This is a genomic window from Ruegeria sp. AG7 (assembly GCF_056541545.1).
Genome location: NZ_JBQFYP010000005.1, coordinates 230,122 through 255,762 on the forward strand (window position 1 = coordinate 230,122; position 25,641 = coordinate 255,762).

27 protein-coding genes and 1 tRNA gene are annotated in these 25,641 nt (G+C 57.2%); 13 read left to right on the top strand and 15 right to left on the bottom strand.

The genetic code is table 11. The features are described from left to right. Positions 1–11: 11 nt before the first annotated feature. From ACR0BF_RS09195 to ACR0BF_RS09205, 3 genes are all read right to left on the bottom strand, one after another. Positions 12–434, bottom strand: coding sequence for a tellurite resistance TerB family protein (locus ACR0BF_RS09195; protein ID WP_480518559.1), 423 nt, complete (start codon positions 432–434; stop codon positions 12–14). Positions 435–535: 101 nt separating this feature from the next. After that, positions 536–910, bottom strand: a complete 375-nt coding sequence (locus ACR0BF_RS09200) for an EamA family transporter (protein WP_480624736.1) — start codon at positions 908–910, stop codon at positions 536–538. Continuing rightward, complete coding sequence (locus ACR0BF_RS09205) at positions 907–1,644, bottom strand: class I SAM-dependent methyltransferase (protein WP_480624737.1); 738 nt, start codon at positions 1,642–1,644, stop codon at positions 907–909. Before ACR0BF_RS09205 ends, ACR0BF_RS09200 begins: the two co-directional genes overlap by 4 nt. 390 nt (positions 1,645–2,034) lie before the next feature. Here ACR0BF_RS09205 and ACR0BF_RS09210 point away from each other — a divergent pair, with 390 nt between their 5' ends. From ACR0BF_RS09210 to ACR0BF_RS09235, 6 genes are all read left to right on the top strand, one after another. Further along, positions 2,035–3,609 (top strand): lysine--tRNA ligase, encoded by a 1,575-nt coding sequence (locus tag ACR0BF_RS09210; RefSeq protein ID WP_480624738.1) that lies wholly within the window; start codon positions 2,035–2,037, stop codon positions 3,607–3,609. A 48-nt stretch (positions 3,610–3,657) separates the two neighbouring features. Continuing rightward, positions 3,658–4,059, top strand: coding sequence for a DUF4864 domain-containing protein (locus ACR0BF_RS09215; RefSeq protein WP_480495505.1), 402 nt, complete (start codon positions 3,658–3,660; stop codon positions 4,057–4,059). Between the two features lie 138 nt (positions 4,060–4,197). Further along, on the top strand, positions 4,198–6,486 hold the full coding sequence (locus ACR0BF_RS09220) for a glycosyl hydrolase family 28-related protein (protein ID WP_480624739.1): 2,289 nt from the start codon (positions 4,198–4,200) through the stop codon (positions 6,484–6,486). A gap of 140 nt (positions 6,487–6,626) precedes the next feature. Beyond that, positions 6,627–6,953 carry an antibiotic biosynthesis monooxygenase family protein gene (locus tag ACR0BF_RS09225; RefSeq protein ID WP_480475254.1) on the top strand — a complete coding sequence of 109 codons (327 nt, stop codon included), beginning with the start codon at positions 6,627–6,629 and terminating at the stop codon, positions 6,951–6,953. A gap of 64 nt (positions 6,954–7,017) precedes the next feature. Beyond that, positions 7,018–7,425: a universal stress protein gene (locus ACR0BF_RS09230; protein WP_480475256.1), complete on the top strand. Its 408-nt coding sequence runs from the start codon at positions 7,018–7,020 to the stop codon at positions 7,423–7,425. A gap of 132 nt (positions 7,426–7,557) precedes the next feature. Next, positions 7,558–7,986, top strand: coding sequence for an excalibur calcium-binding domain-containing protein (locus ACR0BF_RS09235; protein ID WP_480518567.1), 429 nt, complete (start codon positions 7,558–7,560; stop codon positions 7,984–7,986). A gap of 15 nt (positions 7,987–8,001) precedes the next feature. Here ACR0BF_RS09235 and ACR0BF_RS09240 read toward each other — a convergent pair whose 3' ends face one another. Continuing rightward, the gene (locus ACR0BF_RS09240; protein ID WP_480604832.1) at positions 8,002–8,709 is read right to left on the bottom strand and encodes an ORF6N domain-containing protein; all 708 of its coding nucleotides are present in this window, start codon (positions 8,707–8,709) and stop codon (positions 8,002–8,004) included. A gap of 110 nt (positions 8,710–8,819) precedes the next feature. Then, positions 8,820–9,611 (bottom strand): formate/nitrite transporter family protein, encoded by a 792-nt coding sequence (locus ACR0BF_RS09245; RefSeq protein ID WP_480624740.1) that lies wholly within the window; start codon positions 9,609–9,611, stop codon positions 8,820–8,822. Between the two features lie 256 nt (positions 9,612–9,867). Here ACR0BF_RS09245 and ACR0BF_RS09250 point away from each other — a divergent pair, with 256 nt between their 5' ends. Next, the gene (locus ACR0BF_RS09250; protein WP_209507883.1) at positions 9,868–10,158 is read left to right on the top strand and encodes an antibiotic biosynthesis monooxygenase family protein; all 291 of its coding nucleotides are present in this window, start codon (positions 9,868–9,870) and stop codon (positions 10,156–10,158) included. Positions 10,159–10,334: 176 nt separating this feature from the next. Here ACR0BF_RS09250 and ACR0BF_RS09255 read toward each other — a convergent pair whose 3' ends face one another. Next, positions 10,335–10,985 (bottom strand): hypothetical protein, encoded by a 651-nt coding sequence (locus ACR0BF_RS09255; RefSeq protein ID WP_480624741.1) that lies wholly within the window; start codon positions 10,983–10,985, stop codon positions 10,335–10,337. Between the two features lie 79 nt (positions 10,986–11,064). Then, positions 11,065–13,251, bottom strand: coding sequence for an excinuclease ABC subunit UvrB (gene uvrB, locus ACR0BF_RS09260; protein ID WP_480624742.1), 2,187 nt, complete (start codon positions 13,249–13,251; stop codon positions 11,065–11,067). Positions 13,252–13,520: 269 nt separating this feature from the next. On the opposite strand from uvrB, the gene ACR0BF_RS09265 reads away from it, so the two are divergent. From ACR0BF_RS09265 to ACR0BF_RS09285, 5 genes are all read left to right on the top strand, one after another. Beyond that, positions 13,521–13,832 (top strand): ETC complex I subunit, encoded by a 312-nt coding sequence (locus ACR0BF_RS09265; protein ID WP_480624743.1) that lies wholly within the window; start codon positions 13,521–13,523, stop codon positions 13,830–13,832. After that, the gene (locus ACR0BF_RS09270) at positions 13,833–14,309 is read left to right on the top strand and encodes a GNAT family N-acetyltransferase (RefSeq protein ID WP_480624744.1); all 477 of its coding nucleotides are present in this window, start codon (positions 13,833–13,835) and stop codon (positions 14,307–14,309) included. Positions 14,310–14,330: 21 nt separating this feature from the next. Then, a tRNA-Arg gene (locus tag ACR0BF_RS09275) sits at positions 14,331–14,407 on the top strand. Between the two features lie 107 nt (positions 14,408–14,514). Beyond that, entirely contained in the window at positions 14,515–15,321 is an 807-nt protein-coding gene (locus ACR0BF_RS09280) for a hypothetical protein (protein WP_480624745.1), read from the top strand. Further along, the gene (locus tag ACR0BF_RS09285) at positions 15,296–17,149 is read left to right on the top strand and encodes a 7-cyano-7-deazaguanine synthase (protein WP_480624746.1); all 1,854 of its coding nucleotides are present in this window, start codon (positions 15,296–15,298) and stop codon (positions 17,147–17,149) included. The genes ACR0BF_RS09280 and ACR0BF_RS09285 overlap by 26 nt, the downstream gene beginning before the upstream one ends. 3 nt (positions 17,150–17,152) lie before the next feature. On the opposite strand, the gene ACR0BF_RS09290 is transcribed toward ACR0BF_RS09285, so the two are convergent. From ACR0BF_RS09290 to ACR0BF_RS09310, 5 genes are all read right to left on the bottom strand, one after another. After that, the gene (locus tag ACR0BF_RS09290; protein ID WP_480624747.1) at positions 17,153–18,211 is read right to left on the bottom strand and encodes a tyrosine-type recombinase/integrase; all 1,059 of its coding nucleotides are present in this window, start codon (positions 18,209–18,211) and stop codon (positions 17,153–17,155) included. Continuing rightward, complete coding sequence (locus ACR0BF_RS09295; protein ID WP_058272706.1) at positions 18,189–18,695, bottom strand: helix-turn-helix domain-containing protein; 507 nt, start codon at positions 18,693–18,695, stop codon at positions 18,189–18,191. Before ACR0BF_RS09295 ends, ACR0BF_RS09290 begins: the two co-directional genes overlap by 23 nt. Continuing rightward, a complete protein-coding gene (locus ACR0BF_RS09300; RefSeq protein WP_480624748.1) occupies positions 18,695–18,898 on the bottom strand; it encodes a helix-turn-helix transcriptional regulator in 204 nt (67 codons plus the stop codon). Before ACR0BF_RS09300 ends, ACR0BF_RS09295 begins: the two co-directional genes overlap by 1 nt. Positions 18,899–19,391: 493 nt before the next feature. Then, complete coding sequence (gene trpS, locus ACR0BF_RS09305) at positions 19,392–20,393, bottom strand: tryptophan--tRNA ligase (RefSeq protein ID WP_480624749.1); 1,002 nt, start codon at positions 20,391–20,393, stop codon at positions 19,392–19,394. A gap of 475 nt (positions 20,394–20,868) precedes the next feature. Continuing rightward, on the bottom strand, positions 20,869–21,132 hold the full coding sequence (locus tag ACR0BF_RS09310; protein ID WP_209504391.1) for a DUF4242 domain-containing protein: 264 nt from the start codon (positions 21,130–21,132) through the stop codon (positions 20,869–20,871). Between the two features lie 163 nt (positions 21,133–21,295). On the opposite strand from ACR0BF_RS09310, the gene ACR0BF_RS09315 reads away from it, so the two are divergent. Then, positions 21,296–22,174: a LysR family transcriptional regulator gene (locus tag ACR0BF_RS09315; protein ID WP_480624750.1), complete on the top strand. Its 879-nt coding sequence runs from the start codon at positions 21,296–21,298 to the stop codon at positions 22,172–22,174. Between the two features lie 164 nt (positions 22,175–22,338). Here ACR0BF_RS09315 and ACR0BF_RS09320 read toward each other — a convergent pair whose 3' ends face one another. Genes ACR0BF_RS09320 through ACR0BF_RS09330 form a run of 3 tightly spaced genes read right to left on the bottom strand, consistent with a single transcriptional unit; the run spans position 22,339 to position 25,634 of the window. Then, on the bottom strand, positions 22,339–23,493 hold the full coding sequence (locus ACR0BF_RS09320) for a Gfo/Idh/MocA family protein (protein WP_209504393.1): 1,155 nt from the start codon (positions 23,491–23,493) through the stop codon (positions 22,339–22,341). Continuing rightward, positions 23,493–24,548, bottom strand: a complete 1,056-nt coding sequence (locus ACR0BF_RS09325) for a sugar phosphate isomerase/epimerase family protein (RefSeq protein ID WP_209504394.1) — start codon at positions 24,546–24,548, stop codon at positions 23,493–23,495. Before ACR0BF_RS09325 ends, ACR0BF_RS09320 begins: the two co-directional genes overlap by 1 nt. 27 nt (positions 24,549–24,575) lie before the next feature. Then, the gene (locus ACR0BF_RS09330; protein WP_209504395.1) at positions 24,576–25,634 is read right to left on the bottom strand and encodes a LacI family DNA-binding transcriptional regulator; all 1,059 of its coding nucleotides are present in this window, start codon (positions 25,632–25,634) and stop codon (positions 24,576–24,578) included. Positions 25,635–25,641 lie beyond the last annotated feature (7 nt).

The window sequence follows — 25,641 nt, forward strand, 5'->3', positions numbered from 1 at the left end:
TGAAGCGGGCGTCAGACGGTATGGCGCGCCCTGGCCCCGCGCTCGATCGCGGCCGCGTGCAGGCGGTCGATGTTCAGCTCGTACCGGATTTCTTCCAGCAGGCGCAGTTCGGATTCGGCCAGCGTTCCGTCAGCGGCAGCGACGTCACAGGCCAGAGCATAGGCCGTTTCGTTCAAGCGTTCGGGCAGGTTGTCCCGGATCAGGCCAAACAGCGCATCCAGCCCGTCTTCCTGTTCGAACAGGTCAAACACGATCTGCGACACGTGGCGCATCCGGTCGATGTCGTACCCGGCGAAGACCGGCAACATGTTCACGGCGACCTCGATCTTGACCAGCTCGGCAGTTCGGATGTTTTCGTCGGAGGCCGAGATCGCAACCATGATCGCCACAAGGCAATCCTGTGGGGACATCGGGTGGGGAACTTGCTCGGTCATTCGGTGCATCCTGCTTGGGGTTCGTCAATGGCGCAGGATAGAAGGGGGGCAAGGCAGGTTCAACATCTTGTTTTGCCCCACTGTGCGGCAGGTTGAACCGGTCAGGTGTTCATTACCGCCATACCGCCGAGCAAAAGGCCCGCCCCGATCCAATAGCGCAGCCCCAGCGTTTCACCGAAGAACAGCCACGAGGCGAGGGGGACCAAGACAAAGCTGAGGGCCATGAACGGATAGGCCTGCGACAGCGGCACATGCCTGAGGACGTAAATCCAGAGTATCGTTGCAGTGCCGTAAATCGCCAGCGCGACGAGCAAGAAAGGGTCGAGCAGGGTATGCAACAGCCCCATCCCACCGGTCGCGGTGCGACCCTCGATCCGCCCGCCAGCGAGTTTGAACAATACCTGTCCGACCGAAATCATGACAGGTGTCAGAAGCAGCCCGGTCCAGACCAGTGCTGTGGGTGCGGTTGCGCTCATGCAGCCTGATCCTTGAGGGGCTTTCCGGTGGATTCCTCGGCCGGTCGATCCTCGCAGTAATAGATGTCACGCCCGATATCCTCGCAGGTGTGAAGGCTGGGGCTAGGATGCACGGCGCGCAGAAAGCTGTGGGTGTAGGGAAAGAAATTGAAATGCGGGTTGAAGCTGTAGCGATATTCCCGTTCGCGCGGGACCACGATGATAACCCGCTTGCGCGCGACCCGGCGCAATTCAGCGATGGCACGGCGGTAATCCAGCAGATGTTCGATCACATGGGTGCAGATGACCGTGTCGAAACTGTTATCCTCAAAAGGCAGGTCTTCGATCCGGGCGGCAACATATCTGATGTTTTCGATGGCTTCAGCGTCATCGATAACGAAATCGACACCGGTCATGGCCGTGATGTCCGGGCGCAGGGCGCGGATGCGTTGCAGCAGAGCCCCGGTGCCGCAGCCGACGTCGCAGATGCTGTTGCCAACAATGTCGCTGGCGATCCGGTCAATGCAGGCGTCGGAATTGTCAGTACCATCATGCACGCGCGGGTGTTCCCGGTAGAGCGTTTCGTATTCTTCGTCCGTCAGAAAAGGCGCGTGTTCGCGGAACGCTGCCAGCCGGGTAATGTGTTCCCCCCAGACACGGCGCGCAAGCCAGTGAAAAGCGGCGCTGTCGCGAAGGATCGGCGGGACGATATCCTCGAGCACAAAGCGGATTAGGTTGCTGGTTTCGCGTCGCATCTAGTTTCCTTTGGTCCCGGGGAGGTTTCCCGGCGTCTTTCTATCGTAGCACCGCAGTGCAAACACGTGAAATATCCGGGTCAGGTCAAAGCCTGTCGCCCGTGTCTTTTATGTTTCGCGCGCCAAACCCATCTTATGAGTGTGGCTGGAGTAAGGCTTGCGGATGGAAAAACCGGTACGGGATTGCGGACGCTCCTGGCGTGGATCAGAGGCTGAGGGCGGGCAGTACAGTCATTTAGCGGCAAAACCCCGTGACAAGGCGGTTTTCCACGGGTTCCGGGCAGTTAAAACACGGGTGCTTTATTGACTCATGCTGCACTGGCACAATAGGAGGAGCCGGTCGGGTTGCGTGGTGCAGCCGCGACCGTTTCCCCAATGGAGCACATTGAAATGTCTGAACTGCGCGAAACCGCGATGTCGTCCAAGGCCTGGCCCTTTGAAGAGGCGCGCCGGTTGCTTAAACGCTATCAGAAAGGTGCTCCGGAAAAGGGGTATGTGCTGTTTGAAACCGGATACGGCCCGTCGGGCCTGCCGCATATCGGCACGTTCGGCGAGGTGGCGCGGACCACGATGGTCAAGCGCGCCTTTGAAACGCTGTCGGATATCCCGACCAAGCTGATCTGTTTTTCGGACGATCTGGACGGGATGCGCAAGGTTCCCAGCAACGTGCCGAACCCCGAGGCGCTGGAAGAGCATTTGCAGCGCCCGCTGACCTCGGTTCCTGATCCGTTTGGCGAATTTGACAGCTTTGGCGAACACAACAACGCGATGTTGCGCCGGTTCCTTGATACCTTCGGGTTCGAATACGAGTTCTACTCGGCGCGCGACTTTTATCGCTCGGGCCAGTTCGACGAGATTCTGAAGCGTGCGGTTGAACGCTACGACGACGTGATGGCCATCATGTTGAAAAGCCTGCGGGAAGAACGCCAGCAGACCTATTCGATCTTCCTACCGATCCACCCGGAAACCGGGCGGGTTCTGTATGTGCCGATGAAAAAGGTCTGCGCCGAAACCTATACCGTTACCTTCGATGATGAAGACGGCAAGGAATGGACCGTTCCCGTGACCGGTGGCAACGTGAAGCTGCAATGGAAGCCGGATTTCGGGGCGCGCTGGGCGGCACTGGGCGTTGATTTCGAGATGTACGGCAAGGAACACGCGACCAACGAAAAGATCTATGACGGGATCTGCCGGGCCTTGGGTGGCCGCGCGCCCGAGCATTTCAGCTATGAGCTGTTTCTGGACGAGAACGGACAGAAGATTTCGAAATCGTCGGGCAATGGTGTGTCGATTGACGAATGGCTGACCTATGCGCCGACCGAGTCGCTGGCTTATTTCATGTACCAAAAGCCCAAGACGGCCAAGCGGATGCATTTCGACGTGATCCCGAAAGCCTATGATGAGTATCATCAGCAGCTGCGCGCCTATCCGGGGCAGGACCTGAAGGCACAGTTGAACAACCCGGTCTGGCATATTCACGGCGGCGACGTCCCTGAATCGACCCTGATCGTTCCCTTTGCGATGCTGCTGAATCTGGCATCGGTTTCCGGTGCCGAAGACAAGGAGGCGCTGTGGGGCTTTATTCGCCGCTATGCGCCCGAGGCAACGGCAGAGAGCCATCCCGATCTGGACAAGGCTGCTGGTTTCGCCGTGCGGTACTTCAACGATTTCGTCAAGCCGACGCGCAAGCATCGCGCGCCGACGGATCAGGAGCGCGAGGCGCTGGAAGCTCTGAAAGCGGCGCTTGAGGCGTATGATGGCCCGACCGAGGATGAAGCGTTGCAATCGGTGGTCTATGCCATCGGCCGCGAGCGGTTTGATCCGATGAAAGGATGGTTCTCGGCGCTTTATGAGGTGCTGCTGGGGGCCTCGCAAGGGCCGCGCTTCGGGGGTTTTATCGCGCTTTACGGCGTGCCCGAGACCATCGCGCTGATCGACAAGGCACTGGCCGGAGAGCTGGTCTGATTTGACCTGAACCGGCATGGGGCTATCCTTGGCACAGGAGGTGGCCCCATGCGTCAATTATTGCTTGCATTATCCCTGAGCGCCGGGCTGGCGTCGGGCGCGTTTGCGCAGAGTGCCGAGATCGAGGCCAATATCGCGGCGCAGATACAGGCCTTCCGGGCGGATGACTTTGCGACCGCCTTCACCTTTGCCAGCCCCAGCATCCAGCGTCTGTTTCGAAACCCCGACAATTTCGGCGCGATGGTGCGCAATGGCTATCCCATGGTCTGGCGTCCTGCCGATGTGCGTTTTCTGGAACTGCGCGAGGTTGATGGCGCGCTGTGGCAGAAGGTGATGATTACGGACGGTAACGGGCGGGTGCATCTTCTGGACTATCAGATGATCCCGCTGACGGAAGGCTGGAAGATCAACGGGGTGCAACTGTTGGGTGCCGCTGACCCTGCGGCCTGAGGCAACACCACCGTCACGGTGATATGAGCCGTGATTAATTCCTTTTCGATATCCAGACTGTCGCGTTCGGGGCGGACCTGAACACGGGGTTTGGACGCGTCGCCGGATTTGCGCGACGCGATTGGGAAAGGGTTTTCAATGAACAAGGCAATCACCGACGGCATCGTGTTCATGCCGCCTCAATTCGCGAATGGTCTGACCGTCTGGTCTGCGGGGGACGGAACACCTGGATCGCCCACATATGGCGGGTCCGGCACGGGGGTATTTGTTCCGGCGGATGCGGATTTTGCCGGTTGTCTTGAAATCCTGAAGGTCAACACAACGCAGCAATTGCGTTACATGGGGCAGACGCCGATCCTGCCCGGTTGCTATTTGCAGATCAAAGCCCGGGTCAAGGCGATCAGTGGCCCGTTGCCGTCGGTGCGCATCGCAGCCTGGGCCGGTGGCGCGGGCGATGTGCACGTAGCCGGTGTTGTGGAACAGGGGCCTGCCACCCAGCTGTCGGGCTATGGCACGGTACACGAGATCACTGCGATTGTCGGCACCGGCCAGCGCCCGGGCGTGGACATGCCCTGGGGGCTGGCCGCCCTTTACGGGCATTTCGGCCTGGATATCGAAGGGGCCAACGGCGCGCTGGTGCGCGTCGATGATCTTGAGATCACCGATGTCACCGGGTTCTTTCTGCGCGAGATGATCAGCCTGGTCGATGTGCGCGACTTTGGTGCCGTTGGTGACGGTGTGACGGATGACTCGGTTGCGTTTGAGGCGGCGGATCAGGCCGCCGGTGGCCGCCGGGTCTTTGTTCCGCAAGGCAGCTATCACCTTGCGGAGAACACCAGCATCGATGCGGAAATTGAATTCGAAGGCACCGTCACCATGCCGGATGACAAGATGCTGTTGCTGACCAAGGATTTCCATCTGCCCGCATATATCGAGGCGTTCGGAGATGAGGAGCTGGCCTTCAAGAAGGCGTTTCAGGCTCTGCTGAACAATTCGGATCATGACTCGCTGGATCTGGGCGGGCGCAAGATTTCCGTTTCCGCGCCGATCGACATGGCCGCTGCGGTTCCCAACAAGCAAAGCGGCTTTTCCACGCGGCGCGTGATCCGTAACGGGCAGTTCGATGTCAAAAGCGGTACCGCCTGGGACACAGAAACCTTCACCTCTGTCGCCACCTATGACCCCCTGGACAAGACACGTCTGACCAATGTCGCCAATGTGGCCAATATTCCGGTAGGATCGCTGGTTGAGGGCAGTGGTGTCGGGCGCGAGGTTTATGTGCGCTCGAAAAACATAGGTGCCGGTGAGATAACCCTGAGCGCGCCGATCTATGACGCCGCCGGTACCCAGACCTTTACCTTTCAGTCGTTCAAATACCTGCTGGATTTCAGCGGTTTCGATACGTTGCGGAAATTCGGCATGGAACAGATCGAGTTTCAGTGCAACAGCCGGTGCAGCGGTATTCGTCTGGCGGCCTCGGGCAGTACGTTTTCGTTGAAGGACTGTTTTATCAGTCGCCCCAAGGATCGGGGACTGACCTCGACCGCGACGGGGTGCAAGGGGCTGCTGATCGACAATTGCCAGTTCCTGTCCTCAGAAGAAGCGCTTGACGTGACGGACCGGAATTCCATCGGGCTGAACACCAACTCGAACGACGTGAAGCTGCGTCACAATCGGGCGGTGCGGTTCAAGCATTTTGCCGTTCTGGGCGGCGGCACCAACTTGGTTCTGGGCAACCATTTCTTCCAGGGCGACGGCATCCCGCAGGGGGTCCGTACCGCAGGGCTGATCATGATCGGCACCTACAACACCTCGACCATTGCCGAGAACTATGTCGACAACTGCTTTATCGAATGGACCAATGAACGGGATGCGGCACCCACCTATACCAGCGGGTTTTCGTTCAGTTCGATGAGCATCACGGATAATATCTTTTTCTCGAGCGATGCACCGGCCTGGTTCAGTTATATCATCATCCGTCCCTATGGCGCTGGCCATTACCTGAATGGCGTGACGGTGACCGGCAACAAGTTCCGCGCCACCAGCGGTTCGATCGATCGGGCGGAACGGGTCGATACATCTTTTGCCGATCTGGACAATAACAGGCATTCGAACGTGACCTACGAGAACAATACCTATCACGGGATTGCCAAGAGATCATCGAACCCGCTGCGCGTCCGCAGCCAGCAGAACTCGGTCGCGAATGTCTGGTCTGTTTCGGCAAACGGGGAATTGCCATTTGGCGGCAAGGCGCGCGGCTGCGATGGGGTCACTGCCATCGGGTCGCTGACCGGGGTGTTCAACAACCTTGTCTATTCGGTCCCTCATGTTTTGACCGAACAGGGGGCCAGTGGTGACAGTCTTATTCTGCGCTGGCCGGATCACCTGAAAGGCGAAGTCTCGGTCACGATGCGCATGGAGCGTTGAAACAGCGGCTGGTCGCCCATACCGGGTGGCCAGCCGCCTGACAAACGGGCGCAGAAAAGCGCGGATTGGCGCAGCGGCAAGGAAATAGGCGACGTTTCAATCTGATGTGCTAGGCTTGGGGAAAGAAATGGAGAATCCCGATGCCGAAAATCGCCAAAAACGCCAGTGTTCAGACAGTTATCACCACGTTTGAAATGACGCCCGGCACCTGTCAGGACCTTTTGGAGGCGCTGACCGACGCCTATTCCGAGTTCATCTCGAAGCAGCCCGGCTTTGTTTCTGCCGGGCTTCATGTGAATGATGCGCAAACCCGGATTGCCAACTATTCGCAATGGCAACGCCGCGAGGATTTCCTGGCCATGCTGCGGACCGCCGAGATGCGCGACCGCAACCGCAAGATCAACGAGCTGTGCAAGAGCTTTGAGCCGGTCATGTATGACGTTGCAGAGACATTTGGCTCTACCTGACCTGAATCAAAGCCTGCCGTGCATGTCTGTTTCAAAGTAAGCCTGCAAAACGGAGGCGCATGCTATGTATCACAACATTCTCGTTCCGATCTCTTTCGATGCTGAAAGAGACACGTCCGGGCCGTTGAAACTGGCCCGGGTTCTGGCCACGCCGGACGCGCAGGTCACATTGCTGCATGTGGTTGAGCATATTCCAAATTATGCAATCTCGTACATGCCGTCCGAATATCTGACCGAGGCCCGAAAGGCGATTCAGTCGGAGCTTGATACGCTGGCGTCGCAATTGCCGAATGCCACGGGCGTCGTGATCGAAGGGCATTCCGGCCGGACCATTCTGGACTGGGCCGAGGCGCATCACCCGGACCTGATCATCGTGGCCTCGCACCGGCCGGGGATGCAGGATCTGCTGCTGGGATCCACCGCGTCCCATATTGTGCGCCACGCCCCTTGCGCGGTGCATGTGGTCCGGTGACGGTCGGACATCACTGACAGTAAGCCGCGTTGTGCCTGTGCGGGCGGCGGTTTCGGGCCGGGCCAGATTTTTTGAACCCGGTGGAACTGTGTTGCCTCGGCTTTGCCACATATTGCCCTTATGGGTCTGGGCATGTTGTTCAAGAAACCAACGCAGGAAGCACCTGACCTGAACCCGCGCTCGGCCAAACGACACCAGCGTGCCGAGGCGGCGCGGCGGCAGGCGCTGTCCCCGCTGAGGATACTGGTCATGGTTCTGCTGCTGCCGCTGACGACCGCGCTGATTGCCACGGGCGTCTTTCTGCGCACCTCGGGCTATGAGCGGGACGAGGCGGTGATCCACCTGTTCGCGCTGGCGGGATGTGATGCGACGCAGGCCATGGGGATCGGGCCGTTCCGCGCAGGACAGCCGGGTTATCATGAGCGCAACGATCCGGATGGTGACGGGGTGGCCTGCGGGTATGCCGAGCTGGAGCTGCCACGTGCGACCAGCGTGCAGGCGCAGGACCAGCCGAAGCCGCGCGAACGGTCGGTGGGAAGCGCCAAGTTCGTGCGCCCCTGAATTCGGGGGAAGGGTCTAGCCTTTCATCGCCTGTAGCAGTTCCAACAACCCTTTGCGGTCGTCGTCACTGGCATAATCGCCGGTGGCCAGCCGTTCGGCGATACGCAGACGCAGGCGTTCCTGTTGGGTGCGGACCTCTTCCCCGGCGGTTTCGGCCAGCGTCTTCATGATCACCGCCACGGCCTGTTGGCGTTTGGTAGTGGGGTTGGCGATATAATCGACAAGGCTCTGCTGCCCGGAATCGAGGATGTTTTCGGCCAGTTCGCGCAGTTGGTCGCCATTGGGCAGCAGCGGGGCAGGGGCCTGTTCGGGGGGCAGGATTTCCGGCACGCTGCGCGGGGTCTCGGCCAGGGCGTTCGCGCCATCGACAAAGGCTTCGGTGATCATCCGCGTGATCTTGATCGCGCGCGGGTCCTTGAACAGGGCCGAGGCGATGGCCACGCCGTAATCGGTATAGACCCACGGATTGACCCGCCGCCCGCCGCGGCCTTTGGGTTTTGAAATCACATTCTGTGATTGCAAATCGGCAACCTCGGCATCGGAAAGCTGAAAGCGGTAGCCTTCGAACAGGTTGGTGTTGCGCGAGACGGCCTGATTGAAGGCACTGACGGATTTTCCGTAGAACTGCGCCAGATCCTCGGCCAGCACCACACGGGTGCCGCGTACCCTGTGAATGGCACTTTGGACCTCATGCGCGCTGGGCAGGTTTTTCGGGTTCGTCATGGCAGCCGTTTGGAATCACAATTTGTGATTTCAAACGTGGAGGAGGGTGGGGCGGGGTGCAAGGGTGGAGTGTGGGGATCTCCCTGCCCAAAACCTGACAAACCGCGTGCTCAGCCGGGCGTATTGCGCAGATAGGCAAAGCGATAGGCAAGCGCGACGCCGCCTGCGCCGCCGACAATATTGCCGGTCGTGACCCAGAACAGGTTGCCCATGGCCGCGCCCAAACCGAAATCGGCGCCGGCAAGCGCGCCCTGCGGCAGCAGGTACATATTGGCGACCGAATGTTCGAGCCCCAAGAGGACAAACGCCGCAATGGGCCAGAGTACTGCCATGATCTTGCCCGCCACCGATCTGGCCGCAAAGCTCAGCCAGACGGCAAGGCAGACCAACGCGTTGCACAGAACGCCGCGCGCAAAGGCTTGGGTGGCCGAGAGGTCGGCCTTGCCATTTGCGATTGCTGATGCGGTGGCCCCCATGGGCCCGTCCAGCAAACCGGTTGCAGCGAAGGCCAGAGCCAGCGCGATAGACCCGACCAAATTCCCGAGATACACGAGGCCCCAGTTGCGCAGCAGGGCGCGCGGCGAGATTTTCCGGTCCACCGCCGCGATAGTCATCAGGGCGTTTCCGGTGAACAGCTCGGCCCCGCCGACGACCACAAGGATCAGGCCCAGCGAGAACACGACCCCACCCAGAAACCGGGCCGGTCCAAACCCCGGGTCAACGCCGGTCATGACCATGGTATAGGCGGCCCCGCCGAAGCCGATGAACACGCCCGCGAGTATCGCCAGAGTCAGTGTCTGGCTGACCGTGAGATGTGCCTTGGCAACACCGGCGGTTTCAACCAGCTCGGCGATCTGGGCGGGTTTGTAGGCGTCAATTCCGGTTGGGTTCTGTGTTTGCATGGGACCCACTTTGCCGACGCATTTGCGTTTCGACATTGATTGGGATCAAGCATCCATCGGTGCAAAAACAACCGCACTGGGGGCGAGGCTGCAACCCTGAAGGGACAGCCGCCCGGATGCAGTGCGGTGTATGGTTGAAAATCGGCGCAAATCGCCGGTATCAATGCGAGATTTCGGACGGCCGTGCTAGAGTACGCGCGGCGGGGCCGTTCCGGCCGTGTTACATGGCAATTTTGCCAGACGACGGAGGAAAGTGATGTTTGCACGAATTACCCAATACAAAATGAAGCCCGGTACGCGCGAGGCGGCGACGGCGAAGATGAATGAATTGAAATCCGACATCATGGGTATGCCCGGCATGCACAGTTTTACCAATGTGATGAACGAGGATGGTTCGGGCTATGTGATTTCGGTGGTCGAAAGCGAGGCGACCTCGAACGCGAATGCGCCCAAAGTGGCCGAGCTGTGGGGCCATTTCGCCGAATTCATGGAAGGCCCGCCGACGCCGGTTGGGTACGACGTGATTGCCCATTGGGATAAGGGGTAACGGTTCGGGCGGGGGTTCCCGCCCTTTCTTTTAGTTGGAGAGAACAGCGATTTGGACCTCATGCGGTCTGGCCAGGGTGTTCGGGTTCGTCATGGCAACCGCTTGGAAACACAATTTGTGATTTCAAACGTGGAGGAGTGCGCACTGGGCTGCAAGGGTGGAGTGTGGGATGTGACCTACCTACTCAGGCAAACGCTCATAACTCTTTCCTTAGTATCACCGCCGTAACGGGTGTTGGACGGCAGTGCGATCCAGTCTCTGTGTCGATAACTCCAAAGAAACGGCCAATTCTCGCTGTTACACGCGACGCCATGTGGGGACTGGTAACCGTCAGATCGTTCCCGAATAGACTTAAACAAAGACGAACGTTCTATGATGCGTAACTCGGATGTTTTCGCATATCTTTTCATTTGCCATTGCACTTGCAGGTTTTGCAACGCGACCGGACCTATTACTGTAAGCATTGCGCCAACAATTATAATCGGCACTTTTGCTTTGCCCGGCATGATCAAAGCGGCTGCGGCTACCAAAACCAGCAACATCAACGCCGCAATGATAAAAATGAAAAGTCTCGCGGTTAAAGCGGTTCCTAGAAAAAACAGGACTGCGGCGGGCCAAATAGTGAGTGCCAGCACTGGTGAGCTACCGACGCCCGAATCTACTCCAAGTCCCCAGATGATCATCAAAAGGAGCACGAACCATAGCATTGACAAACTTCTGCCGGGCGACGCTTCGCGCCATCCTGCGAGCACACTTACCCATACCCAAACCATTGGTAGGAGTGAAATGGTTCCGAGCAGCCCAACTGCAATAAGAAGCGTGATCAAAAAACTTTCCTAAACCGATTGTCTAAGAAGATAGATTTCTTGCTTTTAGGCAAATTGCAACCATCAGTTGCGTTTAAACCTACCGCTTCCTCCGCTTCACATTCCCACCCCTTTGCCCCGGCCGACCAGCCGTAGACCGCCCACGCGATTTCACTGCGTCCTCCGAGGCTTTCTCGACCGCCCATTGGCGGGCCATGGGGTCGTCGGCGATGGCCAGATCGACCGCTTCCAGGCGTTTGATTTCATCGCGGATGTTGGCGGCCTCTTCAAATTCCAGGTTCTCGGCGGCTTTGCGCATCTGGTCGCGCAGCCCGTTCAGGTGCGCCTCGAGGTTGGCGCCGTGCATCGGTTTGTCGATGGTGGCGGTGACGCGGTTCATGTCCACGTCGCCCTCATACAGCCCGGCCAGAACATCCTCGACATTCTTTTTCACGGTCGCGGGCGTGATGCCGTGTTCCACGTTATAGGCCATCTGCTTGGCGCGGCGGCGGTCGGTTTCGGCCAGCGCGCGTTCCATCGAACCGGTGATCTTGTCGGCATACATGATCACCCGGCCATCGGCGTTGCGCGCGGCGCGGCCGATGGTCTGAACCAGCGAGGTCTCGGACCGCAGAAAGCCTTCCTTGTCGGCGTCCAGAATGGCGACCAGCCCGCATTCGGGAATGTCGAGCCCTTCACGCAGCAGGTTGATGCCGACCAGCACGTCGAACGCGCCCAGACGCAGGTCGCGCAGAATCTCGATGCGTTCCAGCGTGTCGATATCGGAATGCATGTAGCGCACCTTGATGCCCTGTTCGTGCAGGTATTCGGTCAGATCCTCAGCCATGCGTTTCGTCAGCGTTGTGACCAGCGTGCGATAGCCATCGGCGGCGACCTTGCGCACCTCGTCCAGCAGGTCGTCGACCTGCATCGACACGGGGCGGATTTCGACCTGCGGGTCCAGCAGGCCGGTGGGGCGGATCACCTGTTCGGTGAAGACGCCGCCGGTCTGGTCCAGCTCCCACGCGGCGGGGGTGGCCGAGACGAAGACGGATTGCGGGCGCATGGCATCCCATTCCTCGAACTTCAAAGGCCGGTTGTCCATGCAGGAGGGCAGGCGGAACCCGTGTTCGGCCAGCGTGAACTTGCGCCGGTAGTCGCCCCGGTACATGCCGCCGATCTGCGGCACGCTGACATGGGATTCGTCGGCAAAGACGATGGCGTTGTCGGGGATGAATTCGAACAGGGTCGGGGGCGGCTCGCCCGGTGCGCGGCCGGTCAGATAGCGCGAATAGTTCTCGATCCCGTTGCAGACGCCGGTGGCCTCGAGCATTTCCAGATCGAAATTGGTGCGCTGTTCCAGCCGCTGCGCCTCGAGCAGTTTGCCTTCGCCGACCAGCTGGTCGAGGCGCATCCGCAGTTCTTTTTTGATCCCGATGATGGCCTGCTGCATCGTCGGTTTCGGCGTCACGTAGTGGGAGTTCGCATAGACCCGGATATGGTCCATCGTGTCGGTTTTTTCGCCGGTCAGCGGGTCGAATTCGGTGACCTGTTCCAGTTCCTCGCCGAAGAAGGACAGCTTCCAGGCGCGATCTTCAAGGTGGGCGGGCCAGATTTCCAAGCTGTCGCCCCGCACCCGGAACGAGCCGCGCTGAAACCCCTGATCGTTGCGACGGTATTGCTGGGCCACCAGATCGGCCATCACCTGCCGCTGGTCGTATTCGTGACCGACCTTCAGATCCTGCGTCATCGCCCCGTAGGTTTCGACCGAGCCGATACCGTAGATGCAGCTGACCGAGGCGACGATGATCACGTCATCGCGTTCCAGCAACGCCCGCGTGGCCGAGTGGCGCATCCGGTCGATCTGTTCGTTGATCTGGGATTCTTTTTCTATGTAGGTGTCAGAGCGCGGCACATAGGCTTCGGGTTGGTAATAGTCGTAATAGGACACGAAATATTCCACCGAGTTTTCGGGGAAGAAGCCCTTGAATTCACCGTATAGCTGCGCGGCGAGCGTTTTGTTGGGGGCCAGGATGATGGCGGGGCGCTGGGTTTCCTCGATCACCTTGGCCATGGTGAAGGTCTTGCCCGTTCCGGTCGCGCCCAGCAGCACCTGATCGCGTTCCCCGTCCAGCACGCCGCCCGCCAATTCCTTGATCGCCGTGGGCTGATCGCCCGCCGGATTGAATTCGGTATGCATCACGAATTGCCTGCCGCCTTCCAGTTTCAGGCGGGCGCGCACGTCTTCGGCGGTCAATTGGGTCTTGTCGGAATGGGCGTATGGCATAGGCAGGCTCCGGGCGTCAGGCCCTTACATTTGTTCTTATTTTGTCCAACTGCAAGGGCCGATCCGAATTCATTGCGCGCAATGCGGTCTGAGACTGTGCGGGGGTGAGATGGTGTAATGTTCTTGCGTTTGTTTGGCGCGATCCTATCCCAGCCTGATGACAGTTTCTGGCATGAGTTCGCGGGCGAGGGCCGCGACAATTGCAATCTTGCCCCCGGGCGCGCTCTGACGCATAAACGGGCTCAGCCAAGTGAGTACGGAGAGGCGACATGCGCGCACGGATTTACCAGCCCGCAAGAAATGCGATGACCTCGGGGATGGCCAAGACCCGCAAATGGGTTCTGGAATACGCCCCGGCCTCGGCGCGCGAGGTTGATCCTCTGATGGGCTGGACGTCGTCCAGTGACACGCAGGCTCAGGTGCGCCTGAAGTTCGACACGAGGGAAGAGGCGCTGGATTACGCCATGGCCCACGGTATCGATGCTGAGGTCAGCGAGCCGCACAAGCGCAAACCCAATCTGCGTGCGCGGGGCTATGGCGAGAATTTCGCAACCGACCGGCGTGCCCCCTGGACTCACTGAATGATCGAAATCCGCGAGGCTGACCCGACATCGGACATATTGCGCCCGATTGTCGAGGCGCATTTTGCCCATGGCGAAACTGCGGGACCTGCGGAAAGCAACCACACGATGGACGCCGAAGCATTGGCTGGCCCGGGGGTGCGGTTCTGGGCCATTTTTGACGGACAGCAGCCATTGGGATGCGGTGCACTGAAAGCGCTGCCTGATGGAACCGCCGAAGTGAAATCGGTGCATATTCTGGCGCAGGCAAGAGGGCGCGGGCTGGCGCACGTGCTGATGACGCATCTGGCTGAACAGGCTGGCGCAGAGGGGTGCGAGGCTTTGGTTCTTGAGACCGGGGCAAGCCATCTTCGCGAATATGATGCCGCCCGCAAGCTGTATGAGTCGCTGGGCTATTCCTATTGCGGGCCTATCTTTGGGTATGTTGACGATCCCAACAGCGCATTCATGCGCTTGCCTCTTGAACCCCGCGGGTAAAAACCGCAAGAAGGGCGCAGCGGTCCCTTAGCTCAACTGGATAGAGCAGCTGACTTCTAATCAGCAGGTTGAGGGTTCGAGTCCTTCAGGGATCGCCAATAATTTCAAATGTTTATGCATTAACCTCGTGCGTATCTTGCTTGATAGGTAAGCGTAGGGTAAGCGTAGGTGCCGATTTTTCCCTTTACATTCGCCCGAGGGTTGCATGACTCTGCAGACAGGGGAGGAACTGATGGGACACATCAGGCTTGGCACTTTGCCTCGGTCCAGGAAGTGGCGCGAGGTCGTTGATCTGATCGCAACCGATGCGTCAGTCGAAGAGATCGCCGAGGCCGCAGCGGATGCATCTGAGAGCGATCTCACACGGGCGAGTCGTGACCCCAGGTTTCAGTTTGTAAGTGATCTCCTCGTGAGGCTGCCTTTGCTTGCAAGGGCTCCTGGCTTCGAAGACGCTTTGGCTGACTTGGGCATTGCGACGTCGGAGCTCGGTTCAGTGACCGGCTTGCTGGCCGGTTTGGATCGTGCCATTGATCGCAACAGCTTCGATCTCCGAAGTTCCTCAGATGCAGGAGAATTGGCGAAGGTCGCGCTCTTGGAAAGCCTTTCCGTTCAGCTGCACGACCGGTTGCCATCCCTGTTTGAACCGACACCGCAAGAAATTCGCCAAGCACTCGCGAGCTTCGCCTCGGGTGATGCATTTGCGAGACTCTCGCGGGATTTCTTTGCCCGGCTGACATACCGCTCGCTAGACTATTATCTGAGCCGGGAACTCGCCAATCACACTGGCGAGGATCGACGCTTTTCCACCGATGCACAGCGAGTGACATTTCAAAAAGCCCTCGCCCAGCACACATTTGAAGTGTCTAGAATTGTCGAAGAATATGCAGGCGGCTGGTATGGCAAAACCGTCTGGCAGAAGCAGGCGCTTGATCGCGATGCAATAGACAAGTTCACAGCTTACGCGTTCAAAAAGATGCGCTCGGAGTTTGGGCGCCGTCGCGCCGTTGTCTGAAGTTAAAGTCAGATGGTTGCCGCCGCTGACGAAAAGCGGCGGTGATGAAGTCCTGCGCCTCGACATTGCTGGCCGCGAAGTAGCAATGACGCTGCGGATTGGACAATTGAACCGTCAATTGGTCGAGGCCCTGCAGGATCGTGCACTCGATTTGCTGGAGATTGCCGCGCTTGTCTATTGCGCGGACGCGGCAGTCAGCCGTGGTGGCCCGGCGGATCAGAAGATGGGTGAGAAGTGGCACAGACGGTTCGTAGCCACCATGCCGGTACGCGATCTGGATTTCTGGCAACGTGAGAGCGTAATACAGGCTCTGGAAGAAACGTTGATGTTTCTATCCGGCGACCGCTTTGAATTTTCTTTTTCGACCAAAGACGAACCGGATGCAGAGCGATCGCGCTTCTTCAAATTCGGCCGAAATAGTTCATGGAAGCCCCACCGCGTCCTGATGTTTTCCGGCGGGCTCGATTCCTTTGCGGGTGCTGTGGAAGAAATCGTAGAACAGAAGCATCGGGTTGCTTTGGTCAGTCATGCCTCGTCCACGAAAATAGCGCCGGTCCAGAAACGGCTGATATCAGCGTTGAGCAAACGGTTCGGACCGGAAATGTGCCGTCACATTCCCATGACCGCCCAGTTGAAGAGCCGATCGACCGCGGAAAGAACGCATCGCACACGCTCATTCTTGTTTGCGGTACTTGGGTCGATCACTGCAACGGCCTTTGGGCTGGACCGCGTGTCGTTCCATGAAAACGGGGTCGTGAGCCTCAACCTACCGCCGGTCGGCAACGTCGTTGGAACACGAGCGACGCGAACCACGCATCCAAAGACACTGAAGCTGTTCACCGGTCTTCTGCGGCTTGTTTTTGAAAATGACATGCGGGTCGACAATCCATTCTTTGCTCGGACAAAAGCAGACGTTTTGGAACGTATCTCCCATCTTGGCATGGCAGACCAGATCGTTGAGACGCGCAGTTGCGCTGATGTGCATAATCAAACCCATCAATACTTCCATTGTGGGCGCTGTTCTCAGTGTATCGATCGGCGGTTCGCGATGCTTTCAAAGGGGTTGGAGCGATTTGACCCGGAAGATGCCTATCGCGTGGACCTTGTGTCGGACGCTCGACCGAACGGGACCGACCGGGAGATGGCGTTGTCCTACGTACGCAATGCAGTGTTCTTCGAGAACGCCACACCAGATGCGCTGGCCCGGAGTTTCCCGGTTGTTCTGGACGCGGTCAATCATCTCGACAGTCCACCAGACACAGCCATGTCGATGATCGCAGATTTGCTTAACCGCCACGGCAAGGCGGTCACATCTGTCATGCGCAGAACTCTCGAAAGCAAGTCACCCGGCGAGTTCCCAGAACAGAGTTTGCCAAGACTATATGGCGAGATGCAGAGCGCCTTGTCCTTGCCTTTCGTGCCGGCTCCCTCAGTTGATAAAAACGAGAAAGAGAAACCACCGCTGACCATAGAAATCGACAAAACCTCACGTTTGGTTTTGATCGGCGAACATATTGAGCTTAAGAAAAACGCCACAGCGGATCTGTTGATCGTTTTGGCTGAAGAGTGGCTCCGTGCGGCAGGCAAAGGTCTCGAACCTTTGGAGTATCCCTGCTTGAAGTCTGGCGACCTCGTCGAAAAATTAGGCGTTGAAACCAGCGAAGTCGTTAGGCGGAGAATACTGACCGCGCGAAGAACGATTGCAAAGAGATTCGAGTCCGCTGGTCTGTCAGTTGATAAGCCCCAAGAGTTGATCGAAAATCTCTCTTGGAACGGATACCGGCTTGCTCCCGAGCGCGTGGTCGTTCGGGTCCGTCACCGGAGTTGATCATTAATCAATAACCGCGTCCTCGTCTGGCAACGGTCCACGGCGGCGAAACCGCCCCATCAGTTCGACCTGACGGCCAGGTGAAACAGAACCATAGGAGCTGAACGTCGTCATCACGTCGTCGTGTCCCATATTCTGCGACCAGGCTTTATAGTCCTCTGGTGTCCTGCAGTGAAGTTTTGCCAGCTCTGCGATCGTATCTCGCACGCGGTGCGGCGAAAACGGTGGCAGCCCGGCGTTGACGAAAGATTGCTTGAAGATCCTGGCCGCAGACGACGGGCCGGCCCACGGCTCGCGCGCGATACCTACTGCCTCAAACCGTCTGGACGGGCCAACAGCGACGCGTGTCTTTGGGAACAGAGGATCCGTGTCCGAGAAAAGATGGTCCTGACGAAGCTCCGTGATCCAGTCTCGCAGAATCCTTTCGACATCATCACCGAAGGGAAAGAAACTGGTCGTGAAGGACTTTCCAAACTTTGTATCCACGGAACGGCCGTCAAACTGAACGCATTTATTGGCTAGATCGACATGACGCAGCCGCACGGTGATGGCGGCACCTTCACGTGATCCGGTCAGGAAAAGGAAAGCGATCAGGGCGCGGTCACGGCGCTGGATCACTTTTTCTGCAGGCAAGATGGACAACAGGTGGTTTACTTGCTCAGGGGACGGATGCGGCTTCCACAGGGTGCTTCGACGGGCCTGTTCCGATTTGCGATCCGGCGTGAGATAGGCAATGTCTGCGCGCGAGATCCTGGACTTGTGCCCCGGTTGGTCCGCCATCCAGTCAAAGAACTTCATGACATCGCGCAGCACTCCGTTGATCGTAGCTGCTGACAGTGGCGCGCCCGTTCGTTCATTGCGCAGACCTTGCAGATGGCGTTTGAACGCGCGCGCCCTTTCTGAATGGAACGCCCTGTAATCCTTACCTTTGAGCCATTTATCATAGATGGCAATCGACGCTGCGGCTTTGTCGATCGAAGATTGCGACAGCCCCTTTGCGTCCTTCAGCCAGACAAGGTGTTTACGCTTGATGCGCAGGTTATCCGAGGTGTGTTTTGGCATGGGTCTCTGGCTCCTCTTTCAAGGTCACTTTTGAATGGGGTTCGGTACAGGACACTAATCTTGGGGAGGCTTGTTGAAGTGTGACCTCCAGTTTGGCCTGAATGGCTTCCAGATCTGAACGGCGAATGATCTTGTTCATGACCGCACCACACGTCGGACAGAGGGCGGTTAGGCGGCCGCTGGAAGCTGTTTCCTGAACATAGTCAGCGATCTTGCCGTCGGGTTCGCGCGGACCTCTGCAGCTGAGGCAGTAGCAGTGATGCAATGCCAACTTGCACCGCGCCTTGCGTTGTCTTTGTCCGAGGAAGTCCTTGAGCACATGTCCTTCGATCAACCAGGGCTTGCTGCTGGTATCAGCCGCAAGTCCGTTGTTCCCAATCCAGCGAATGACGGTCTGGCGATGGCAGCCTAAAACGTCCGCCACCTCCCAGACTGTGTAGACAAGGTGCGATTTGACTTTGTGTGAGGGGAAGGACTTTGCCATTACACACCCTCCCCGGAAATCGGTCCGCATGTATTCTGGCAGACCTGCGCCTCCTCAAAGGCTTCGATCACGCCTTCATCGTATAAAACGCGCGCGCCGATCTTCACAAACCTGGGGCCCTTTCCGAGCCAGCGCCACTGCTCCAGCGTCCGCGGCGACATGTGCCACCGCTCCGCCAGCTGATCTTGTGTCAACTTGGGCATATCAACCTCAATTGCTCACTGCGGCACGAGGAAGTTCGGTCCGCTTCTGTTGAACAAAGTGAGAGTTCGGATCTCTAAAATCTGTGGCCGCCGCCAATAAAGGCGTGACACATGCCAGGGCTAAATCATTGATATTATGTGACTTGAATCAGAAAGGTGTGACCCAACCGCAAAATGCGTGACCTTGCCATCCAAATCGCAGGGAGTCAGCGGCTGCAAATGACCCGAAAGCTGACGTTAATCAAAAATGCTTGGAAGACGGCTTCGAGCCCAGAGTGCAAATTGCTGCGGTCGGCCCAAATACGTGCGAAGCGTGCGTCGCTGCCGTTGGTCCTACAATGGACGGCCCATTCCAGTCATTTTCCGAAGATCCACTCCTCTGCACTGCGATCCGTCGAACCTGCCGTTCGCTGCAAACGCAAAAACGAAGGCCCGTCGTACGCATGGTCGCGGGCGAAACAGACCTTCACCCGGCTCGCCCGCCACTGGTCACCTACAACTGGAACAGACCCAGGGCACTCACAACATCGCGCCTTGTCGCCTCGGTGCGCTCTCGCGCCCGTTCCGTGCCCTCTTTGATTACCTCAAGGACGTATCCCCGGTCCTGGGAGAGCTGTGCCCTACGCTCGCGAATTGGGGCGATGAGCTCCTGAAGGATAGCTTCCAGACGCGCCTTGATCTTGCTATCGCCAAGCCCGCCTCTCTGATACTTGGCCTTGAGCTCGGCAAGCCCGTCCTGGTCCGGATCGAAGGCGTCGAGATAGGTAAAGACGACATTGCCCTCGATGCAGCCGGGGTCTTCGACCCGCAAATGGTTCGGATCGGTAAACATCGCCCTGACAGCATTTCGGATCTCCTCGGACGACGCGGACAGCGCAATGGCGTTGCCACCAGATTTCGACATCTTGGTCTTGCCGTCGATACCGGGCAACCGGCCCACCCTGGGGATGATCGCCCGCGCCTCGGGCAACACGGCGTGGCCTGAGGTTGCGTTGATGCGCCGCACGATCTCGTTCGTTTGCTCGATCAACGGGGCCTGATCCTCGCCGACCGGCACGACCGTCGCCTTGAAGGCTGTGATGTCCGCCGCCTGTGCCGCCGGATAACACAGAAATCCGGCGGGAATATCCCGTCCGAACCCGCGCACGCGAATTTCGTCCTTGATCGTCGGGTTCCGTTCGAGCCGCGCGACCGTGACGAAGTTCAGGTAGAGCATCGACAGCTCCGCCAACGCCGGAAGATGCGATTGCAGGCAGATGGTGGTGCGACAGGGATCAATGCCCACGGCCAAATAGTCCAGCGCGACCTCCATCACGCTGCGCCGCACCTTCTCCGGGTCATGGGCGTTGTCGGTTAGGGCTTGAGTATCCGCCAGCAGCAGAAATTGTTCATGACTGCCCTGATTGCGCAGCCGGTTTGCAAGCGAGCCTGCATAGTGCCCGATGTGAAGCGGTCCTGTGGTGCGGTCACCTGTCAGAATGGTTGGTCTGTTCATTTGCGTCTTCTCATGAAACGGGATACGGAGCATCGGGAAGCTCGGAAAACAAAAGGCCGCCCATGCGGCGGCCTCGGAATACGTTTGGTCATCGGGCCACCCTGTCAGGAGGCCAGCCACCAAGTCATTGCGATGATCGAAGTGTTTACCATAGAACACTGGCTATCGTCTGCGAGATTACTCGTCAACCAAATGGTGGAAAGGGCTCGAGGCTGAACTCGGATGCGGTGCAGTACGTTCGCGATCGGGGTCGCTATGCGATGCAAGTACGGCCCTTTGCTGCCCTTGGCCGTCTGGTCTGGATGCTGCGCCGCTGCTCGCCAGACAGGCCATTCACCGCGCGTGCTAAATCTGGAGATGATTGAACTCACGTTCTGTGGACGAACCTGCATTTCTCTGCAAACTGTTCAACCATTGCTGAGGGCCCTAGAGCACGTACTCAGGGCCCAATCACAACTCCAAAGCTCAGAAGTCGTCACGGGGTAAGATCCATTGCCGCCACGACCTTGTCGTAAGGAAGTCCGGCGGTATCATTCAATCGACGAACTTGATCGGCACTTTCACCATCAAACAAGCACATGCAGCGCCCGTCTTCGGGAGCAAATGTTGAACGAACATAGCTGATTTTGTCGCCATCTGCTGTCATTTTCTGTGCTGTTGCTATCGCGGCTTTTTGAGCAGCACCCAAGTCATCCATGGTGATACCCTTGAGGTTTCTTTCGACCATAAAAACAGACATCTCGTTCCCTTTCCGAACAATCAAAACCAGTGCATCTATTACACTATGGAGCGTCGGCTCGGGGAACTATCGATACCTTATGACTTAATAACTCCAGGTTTGGATAAAACGGTGTATCCTGCGTTGTGATTGTCTTTCGCCATCAGTGACGAGGTGCCCCAATATGGAGATGTCTCAGATTAGATATGTCTTATCTGCCGCAAAGCATCTGAATTTCACCAAAGCTGCCGCAGAATGCAATGTAAGCCAACCAGCGCTTTCCAAGGGCGTCAAGTCATTAGAGACCGAACTTGGCGCACAGGTTTTTCATCGGGAAGGCCGGAAAATTTTGGTCAGCGACTTTGGAAAGTCAATGCTGCCGCATCTACAGCACATCGTTGACGAAGCAGAAGCTACACAAGCGCTGGCTCAGAATTTTCGTTTGCTTGAAAAGGTGCCGTTGCGCTTAGGTGTCCTTTCAACAATTGGGCACGTTCGCCTTGCACGGTTTCTGGCTCAATTCGAGAAAAACCACAGCGGCTTGGAGTTGTCAGTCAATGAAGCAAGCGCGTCGGATCTCAAGAAAAAACTTTCTGATGGTGATATCGATGTCGCTTTGATGACGCTGACTGAAGAACTGGATGAAGAGTTTAGGGCTAGACCACTTTACGTCGAAAGATATGTGGTTGTTTTTCCGCCGGAGCACCGCCTTGGACAACTAAACTCAATTTCGCTCCAAGATTTATCTCGAGAAAACTATGTAGATCGTTTGGCTTGCGAGTTGCGCGAGATGGTAATGTCCGTTTGTCAGTCAAAAGGAGTGGAACTTTACGCTCGCTTCCGTTCTGAGCGCGAAGATTGGGTACAAGCAATGGTTGCTGCAGGCATTGGTTTTGCTTTCATGCCTGAGTATTCGGTTACTCTGCCGGGCTTGTTGCAGCGCCCGCTTGTGGAGCCAGAAGTTTCAAGAACTATCGCGGCCTTTACAGTCCCTGGCCGAAAATACTCGCCGGCTCTCGATGCGCTGATGAGGTTTTCGCAGACTTTTGCATGGCCGGGATAAAAAACTTCGGTTTTGGGCCTGCTCTGAAACCCGATTTTCCTGCCGTTTGTAGTTAGAGTTTTTCGCTCGTATTTTCCTTTGGTCGTTCCAAGAGTTTGCGACACTTTCATTAAACGGCAAGTTAACGTGACAACCCCCTTCTGCCCTATGCCCACAACCAGATTCTAAGCTAAGTCGATCCAAGCCGCATTCCTTGAAGAGCTTTGCACGCACGCGGCCACAAATTTAACGCCATTGAGCCCGTCATAGACTGTTGGATAAACAACCGAAGCGTCAGGTGAAATACCATTTCGGAAAGCTTGGATCGCTTCAGCAGCCTCTCCATAGATATTCGCGAACCCCTCAAGATATCCCTCGGGATGTCCCGGAGGAACTCTACTCAACCGGTTGGCTGCATCAGCAGCACTAGCTCCATTTCGTGTGATTAGACGCTTTGGTTCGTTGTATGGCGTGAACCACAGGTAATTGGGATCTTCCTGAGCCCACTCCAACCCGCCTTTTTCGCCATAGACGCGCAAACGAAGTGCGTTTTCGTTGCCGGGAGCCACCTGAGAAGACCACAGCATACCGCGCGCTCCGCCTTTGAAGCGAAGTAAGACGTGGGCGTTGTCATCGACTTTGCGCCCCAGCACAAAGGCCTGCAAGTCTGCCGCAAGGCTTTCCGCTTTTAGCCCGGTCACGAAGCAGGCAAGGTTGTATGCATGAGTTCCGATGTCACCGGTTGATCCACCCGCGCCCGAGCGTTCGGGATCGGTTCGCCATTCCGCCTGTTTGAAATCCTGCTGCTCGGTCAGCCAATCCTGTGGGTATTCAACCTGAACCACGCGGATCTTGCCAATGTCGCCGTTGGCAACCATTTCACGCGCCTGCCGAACCATTGGATAGCCTGTGTAATTGTGGGTCAAAATGAATAGGGCATTCGCACTTTCTGTTGCTTTGACCAGCTTTTTCGCATCGGCAAGGGTCGAGGTGAGAGGCTTGTCACAAATTACATGAATACCGCGTTTCAGGAACTCACGTGCGGCTGCATAATGAACGTGATTTGGCGTGACAATTGAGACTGCCTCGATCCCAGATTTCAGTCGGGCTTCCCTAATCGCCATTTGTTTGAAGTCTTCATAGACCCGTTCGAGCCCCAATGCCTGACCACTTTCAAGAGATTTCTCTGGCGTCGAAGACAAAGCACCGGCAACCAGCTCGAACTTGTCGTCCAATCGCGCGGCGATGCGATGAACACCCCCTATGAAGGCGTCGTTTCCGCCGCCAACCATGCCAAGCCGAATGCGTCCTGAGGTTTCTTCACTGCGTCCTGTGACCATCACTCAATCCCCAGCATTTTACGATTGGCGGCTTCGTCAGCGCCACCGTCGGCGAAATCATCAAAGGCTTTCTCGGTCACACGGATGATGTGATCTGACACAAATTGAGCACCTTCACGCGCTCCATCCTCGGGGTGTTTGAGGCAGCATTCCCATTCGACCACAGCCCAGCCATCAAAGTCATTCGCGGCCATTTTTGAGAAAACTGCACCGAAATCCACCTGACCATCGCCCAGTGAGCGGAACCGCCCGGCCCGATCTACCCAGCTTTGATACCCGGAATAAACACCTTGCCGCCCGGTCGGGTTGAACTCGGCATCTTTGACATGGAACATCCGAATTCGATCTTTGTAGATGTCGATGTTGTCCAGATAGTCGAGGCATTGCAGCACGTAATGCGACGGGTCGTATAGCATGCAGGCCCGTGGGTGATTGCCTGTCCGCTCGAGAAACATCTCGTAGGTCACACCATCGTGGAGGTCCTCTCCGGGGTGAATTTCGTAGCAGACATCGACACCGCATTCATCGGCGTGATTCAGGATGGGCACCCAACGGCGCGCAAGCTCATCAAATGCCGTTTCAATCAAACCGGCAGGGCGCTGCGGCCAAGGATAGACATATGGCCATGCCAACGCGCCTGAGAATGTCGCATGTGCCGAAATGCCTAAATTTTTCGAAGCGGATAGCGCTTTGTTGACCTGGTCTACGGCCCATTCTTGACGGGCTTTAGGGTTTCCTCTGACGCTTTCCGCTGCAAAGCCATCAAACGCACTGTCATAGGCTGGGTGAACGGCAACAAGCTGACCCTGAAGATGCGTTGAAAGCTCGGTGACTTCGACGCCATTTTCTTGGGCCTTGCCTTTGAACTCATCGCAGTAACCGACGCTGGATGCGGCCTGTTCGAGGTCGAACAACCGGCCATCCCAACTGGGAACCTGAACGCCATTGTATCCACAGTCAGCCGCCCATTTAGTGATCGCGCCCCACGAATTGAACGGCGCTTCGTCCCCGGCAAATTGTGCAAGAAACAAAGCTGGACCTTTGATTGTCTTCATTGAATTTCCTCCCCAAAACCTGAGTCTCTATGGCGGTAAATTTTCCTTCAGATAGATGTCGATACGGATACGTTCCTGTGCTTTGTTGAATGGCACTTTGTCTGAAGTTGCACGCAGCAGACGGACGGCTGAACGAACAATGTGCCCAGTGTCTTGCGAGATAAGAGCGTCAAATGTACCGAGCGTAAGCGCCTCACGACTAAGCGGAGTAAGCTCATGAGCTATGATCACCAGATCTTTGCTGAGCTTGTTTTCTGAAAGAAATTGAATCAGTCCTGCATTGCCTGCTGCGGAGGAATAAATTCCAACCAGATCCGGGTAGGTTTCAAAGATCTCGGGCATCATCTTGTAAATCAGATCCGGGTCATCCCGGCCCTCAACAGACGCTACGACTTCGAGGTGTGGAAATTCCTCAGCTACAACTAGATCAAAGCCTTGACGGCGCTCTAGGTGGTCACGTGCCAAACGGGATCCTGTAAGTACCAAAACCTTGCCGTCACGATGCACAAATCGTCCCATCAGCTGAGCTGCGGTTCGCCCTGCCGAAACGTTATCAATTCCTACAAAGTGGTCTCGCTCAGAACTCGGCAAGTCAGACACCAACGCAACCACCGGAACGCCTTTGTCCCTGAGCCTTTTTACAGCATCACGAACAGAAGGCGTTTCGGGCCCAAAAACGGCAACGCCATCAACATCCGAACTGGCGACAGCATCCAAAATATTGACGATATCTTGCGGCTCAAACGGAGCTACCTTTTTTATCGCAATGCGAGTTCGCTCGATAAATTGGTCACGTGACTGTTCTGCGATCTGACTGCTGATTGCCTCCACAAACTCGTTGTCCGTGTCCGGCAGAACAAAGAGGAAGTTGTAAACTCGGTTTCGCGCAAGGTTGGCCGCAGCGGTGTCGCGCACATACCCCAGCTCGTCAATTGCCTTTTGTACTTTCTGTACGGTAACGGCCCGCACACCGGGGCGTCTGTTCAAGACCCGGTCAACAGTCGCCAGACTGACACCGGCGACGCGCGCGAGGTCGTTGACGGTTGGCTTTTTCACCAATTCTAGTTTTTGTTTTTGGTCTTCCACGTGTTCT